The 3,353-nt window shown below is 74.7% G+C and carries 4 protein-coding genes and 1 pseudogene; 1 reads left to right on the forward strand and 4 read right to left on the reverse strand.

Features of this window, described 5'->3' with window-relative positions; translation table 11 throughout:
• Positions 1–215 (reverse strand): annotated as a pseudogene (locus CCN42_RS34180) (arginase family protein); the annotation flags it as partial.
• Between the two features lie 64 nt (positions 216–279).
• Here CCN42_RS34180 and CCN42_RS34185 point away from each other — a divergent pair.
• Positions 280–627 carry a DUF6204 family protein gene (locus CCN42_RS34185; protein WP_086741310.1) on the forward strand — a complete coding sequence of 116 codons (348 nt, stop codon included), beginning with the start codon at positions 280–282 and terminating at the stop codon, positions 625–627.
• Here the strand turns inward: CCN42_RS34185 and CCN42_RS34190 are convergent.
• The 3 genes from CCN42_RS34190 to CCN42_RS34200 form a co-directional block, all read right to left on the reverse strand.
• Positions 599–1,165, reverse strand: coding sequence for a GNAT family N-acetyltransferase (locus CCN42_RS34190; protein WP_086741311.1), 567 nt, complete (start codon positions 1,163–1,165; stop codon positions 599–601). The genes CCN42_RS34185 and CCN42_RS34190 overlap by 29 nt on opposite strands.
• A gap of 534 nt (positions 1,166–1,699) precedes the next feature.
• Positions 1,700–2,626 (reverse strand): S66 peptidase family protein, encoded by a 927-nt coding sequence (locus CCN42_RS34195; protein WP_086741312.1) that lies wholly within the window; start codon positions 2,624–2,626, stop codon positions 1,700–1,702.
• Positions 2,623–3,353: S9 family peptidase (locus CCN42_RS34200; protein WP_143662117.1), on the reverse strand; the 731-nt coding region annotated here is incomplete at its 5' end. The genes CCN42_RS34195 and CCN42_RS34200, both read right to left, overlap by 4 nt.

A 3,353-nucleotide genomic window follows, 5' to 3' on the forward strand; every position in this document is an offset into this window, starting at 1 on the left:
AGAGGTGTAAAAGGGACAGCCCCGTCGCCCTCCTGCCAGTCACCCCGGTCGTAGCGCGGCGGCACGACCACCCCGCCTTCCAGGGCGCCCAGCCGCTGGACGATCCGCTGCTCCCGCAAGGCCCCGGCGAGCTTGTAGCAGCCGGGCACGGTGCCGGGGGCGGGCGGGCGCAGGCCCAGGTTGGAGGGGGCGTCGACCACCACGATATTCCGCATACGGTCCATCGTCGGCGACGTACAGTCGGCCCTTCAACCGGATCGGCCGAGCGGAGGGAAGACGATGAGCGAGCGGCACACGTACCGGGTGATCGTGCGCGGCACCTGGGACGGGCTGACCGACGAGGCCCGGGCGCGGCTGCTGGCCGAGGCCGGTGAGCACGGGCTGACGAGCATGCGGTTCACCGAGGAGGGCTCGCTGTCGTACGAGCCGGCGCCGCTGAAGCACTTCTCGATGCGGTTCGTCGTGGTGTCGGACGCCGCCGACGGCGAGGAGATGGCGGCGGCGATCGCGGAGGACCGCGCCGAGTCCGTGCTGAAGCGGCTCGGCTACGGCTTCACGGGCCTGAGGTCCACCGTCACGGATCTGGACACGATGAAGGTCAACCGGCGTCCCGCATCTCGACGGTGAGCGCCCAGCGCTCGTGATCGCGCCAGGCCCCGTCGATGAAGAGCATGTTCGGGGAGAAGCCCTCCAGGCGGAAGCCCGCGGCCTTCGCCAGGTTGACGGAGGCGGTGTTCCCCGGCTGCACGTTGATCTCCAGCCGGTGCAGCCGCATCGGCCCGAACGCGTGACGCACCACCAGGTCCAGGCCCTCCCGCATCAGCCCGCGCCCGGCGGCGTGCGCGAAGGCGCCGTAACCGAGGGCGCCGCACTGGAAGCCGCCGCCGACGATGTTGTTGATGTTGATGAACCCGGCGATCGCCCCCGGCCCGGCCGGGCCGTCCAGTTCGCAGACGAGGAACCCCGCCCTCGCCGGGTCGTCGATCAGCCGGCCGGCGTAGGCGGCGTACGCCTCGATGCTGTCCGGCGGGAAGAGCCACGGATGGTGCAGGTCCTTGCTCTCCCGGACGCGCGCGACGAACTCGGCGCCGTCCCGGTGCGTGAAGTGGCGTATGCCCACCCGGGGGCCTTGGGCGAGATAGCGGGAGGTGGTGGCGTGCGGCATCGCACCAGCCTACGACGGGCCGGCCGCGAGGCCTCGGGAGCCACCGCTGGTCTTCGTGCTCATGGCACCAGGATGAGCCCGGGGACCGGGACCCGCACGGTGATCACACCCCGCCCGGTACGAATCCGCGCCGGGCGACGGACCTTCCGCAGGGGGCCGCCGTCGTACGCATTTCCATGGCAACGGCGTCCCCGGCCGGGGCGGGCTCGCAGGGGAGGTACCGGCCGGGACACCGGGTACCGGGGGCCGCGCGCACGGCCGCCACCGGTCCCCGGGGCCCCGGCCAGAGCCTGCGCGACGAGTTCACCGGCCGCAGCGCCGAGGACCTGGCCGAGCGTCTCGCCGGCACGGAGCCCGGGCCGCTGCCGCAGGAACAGTCCTCCGCGCCGGAAGCGCGCACCGCGTCCTGCCCTCGACCGGTGACGGGGACCCCGCCGGCGGGGGGAGCGGCGCGCCGGTCACCCGCCGACGGGGCGGGCGGACGTGAGGGGCCCGCCCCGGCAACCGCACGAGGGGGCGACCGGTGGGTGCGTGTCAGCGCAGCGCCGGCTCCTCCAGCGTCAGCGTCCCGGCTTCGGCGTCGAGTTCGGCCCTCACCCCGAACGGGATGGTCAGCGCGCCCGCGCAGTGCCCGAAGCCGAACTCCTCCGCCACCGGCACACCCAGCCCGCCCAGCCGGTCGGCGAGCAGGGCGCGCACCCGGTCGTACGGACCGCACCCCTCCCAGGAGCCGAGCAGGACGCCGCGCACCCCGTCGAGCGCGCCGGCCCGCAGGAGCTGGGTGAGACAGCGGTCCAGGCGGTACGTCTCCTCCCCCACGTCCTCCAGGCAGAGCAGCCCGCCGTGCCCGGTACGCCGGGCGTGCGGGCTGCCGAGTTCCGCGGCGAGCAGGCACAGACAGCCGCCGGACAGCACACCCCGCGCCCGCCCCGGCACCAGGGCGCGGCCACCGGCCGAGCCGATCGTGCGGACCGTCTCCGGCGCGAACAGGGGGGCTTTCAGGTGCTCCTGGGCGCGCGCGTTCTTCACGAAGTCGATCCCGGCGGCCATCGGTCCGTGCAGGGTGACGAGTCCCAGCCGGGCGGCGAACGCCTCGTGCAGCGCGGTGACGTCGCTGAAGCCGACCAGGACCTTGGGCCCGGCGGCGCGCAGCGCCTCCCAGTCGAGCAGGTCGACCATGCGCTGGACGCCGTATCCGCCACGGGCGCACAGCACCGCGTCCACCGCCGGGTCGCACCAGGCGGCCTGGAAGTCCGCGGCGCGGTCGGCGTCGGCGCCCGCGAGGTAGGGGAGCTCCCCGTGCCGGTCGAGGACGTGCGGGGCCACGACCGGATCGAGGTCCCAGCCGCGCAGCACGTCGAGGCCTGCCTGGAGGCGCTCCTCGGGCACGGGCCCGCTGGGCGCGACGACGGCGACCCGGGCGCCGGGGGCGAGCCGGCGGGGCCGGACGAGTTCGTTCACCTGGTCAGCTCCAGTGACCGGATGCCGGGCACCCGCAGCCCGAACACCTGGGCGTACAGAGACAGTTCCGCCTCCAGGGCGCACACCAAGGTCTCCGCCCGGCGGAAGCCGTGCCCCTCGCCCTCGAAGGCGAGGTACGCGTGCGGCACCCGCCGCCCGTCCATCCGGGCCAGGAACCGCTCGCACTGCACGGGCGGGCAGATCACGTCGTCCAGGCCCTGGAGCAGCAGGAACGGTACGGCGATCCGGTCGGCCCGGGCCACCGGCGAGCGCTCCGCGTACCGTCCGGGCACCTCGGCGAGCGGCCCGACCAGGCTCTCCAGGTACCGCGACTCGAAGTCGTGCGTCTCCCCCGACGCCCAGCCGGTGAGGTCGAGGACGGGGTAGACGATCGTGCCGCAGGCGTAGACGTCGGTGGCGGCGAGGGAGGCGGCGGCGGTCCAGCCGCCCGCGCTGCCGCCCCTGATGGCGAGCCGCGCCCGGTCGGCGGTGCCCTCGTCGGCGAGGGCGAGCGCGACGGCCGCGCAGTCCTCTACGTCGACCACCCCCCACTGCTCGCGCAGCCGCTCGCGGTAGGCCCGCCCGTAGCCGCTGGATCCGCCGTAGTCGACCTCGGCGACGCCGATGCCGCGCGAGGTGAAGTAGGCGATGGCGAGGTCGAGGACGAGCGGGGCCCGGCTGGTGGGGCCGCCGTGCGCCCAGATCACATACGGGGGGAGTTCCCGGG

The sequence above is a fragment of the Streptomyces glaucescens genome, from assembly GCF_002154375.1.
Lineage (GTDB): Bacteria > Actinomycetota > Actinomycetes > Streptomycetales > Streptomycetaceae > Streptomyces > Streptomyces glaucescens.

Bases quoted from the DNA above. Each gene is read 5' to 3' on its own strand.
- CCN42_RS34185 (WP_086741310.1), top strand. From the start codon at position 280: ATGAGCGAGCGGCACACGTACCGGGTGATCGTGCGCGGCACCTGGGAC.
- CCN42_RS34190 (WP_086741311.1), bottom strand. From the start codon at position 1,165: ATGCCGCACGCCACCACCTCCCGCTATCTCGCCCAAGGCCCCCGGGTG.